The organism is Pedobacter sp. 01N416, from assembly GCF_056399685.1.
Genome location: NZ_JBFTRT010000907.1, coordinates 1 through 1124, shown reverse-complemented (window position 1 = coordinate 1124; position 1124 = coordinate 1). Strand labels below are relative to the sequence as shown.

At 36.5% G+C, this 1124-nt stretch carries 2 protein-coding genes; both read right to left on the bottom strand.

From position 1 onward, the window contains the following. On the bottom strand, nt 1–810 hold an 810-nt coding region (locus AC1DND_RS28310), incomplete at its 3' end, for a DUF4595 domain-containing protein (RefSeq protein ID WP_477586230.1). Between the two features lie 40 nt (nt 811–850). Further along, on the bottom strand, nt 851–1124 hold a 274-nt coding region (locus AC1DND_RS28305; protein ID WP_477586228.1), incomplete at its 5' end, for an alpha/beta hydrolase family protein.

Here is a 1124-nt window from a genome sequence, read left to right as displayed (position 1 = left end):
TACATTATAAGTATCCGTTTGAACTGGTCCACTGCTTGGATAAAAAGTAGAAAGCACCGAAAACGATACCGATGTAGCGTTTCCTTTTCCATCGTATTGATAGCCGAAGGTATAAACAGCATCAGTAAAAGGATCACCATCGCCGTCTACCGTTTTTGCTGTGCCTTTAAGTAATACATTTTTAGATTGTTTCCCAAAATATCCACCAGGAAAATAATCAACATGATAAGAAAGTGGATCCGCAATCTCGTATGTGTTTACCGCATTTTCTGTTGAATATACATAGGTAGTGGTTTCTGTGTAGCCAAGGTGAGTATCAACTGAAACTGCTTTTACTAAATTGCCGTTAGCATAAGTTAAGTTATCTGTTGTATTTAATTCTCCGTTTAAATAATTTTTCACCTGAATTAAATAACCATCTGCATTGTAGGAGTATTTTCTGGTATAACTATAACTAACCCCACCTCCACTAATAACGCCATCACTCCCACTCGATATTGCCCTTCCATTTTCCAAAACGATTTCAGACACATTCCCATCCCCATCGGTAGCGGTAATTTTATTTGCCGTATAAAAATAATTACTCGTCTGACCGTCGGTAGTGGTTGCTTTTGAAATCCTACCAGAGGCGTCGTAAGTGAAGGCAAGTGTGTAAGTGCCTAAAATATCAAGATCGGCCTTTAAACTGGCTAGTTTGCAGCCATTTCCATTAGGATCGAACTTGGCGTTCCCATTAATTTCTTTTTTACAACTTGCTATTGATATGATAGCAACAAAAGCTACCATAACATATTTAATTGTTTTATGCATTAAAATTTCCGGTTAAGAGGTTAAAATATCGGCAAAGATATTAAAATTTCTCTTTTTTCATCCAGTCAGCCAACAAGTTAAACCAATCTACATCCGAAGTCCTGTTGATTAAACCAAAACCATGACCACCTTTTTCGTACAGATAAATATCAGTATCTACCTTATTCTGCTTTAACGCTTCGTTCATTAAAACACTATTTTCGAAAGGAACAGTTTTATCATCTTTAGCATGCACAAAAAAAGTTGGAGGTGTTTTCCTGGTTACATTTTTATTGGCCGAGAAATAATGTTTCAAACTATCAGCAGGATTTGGG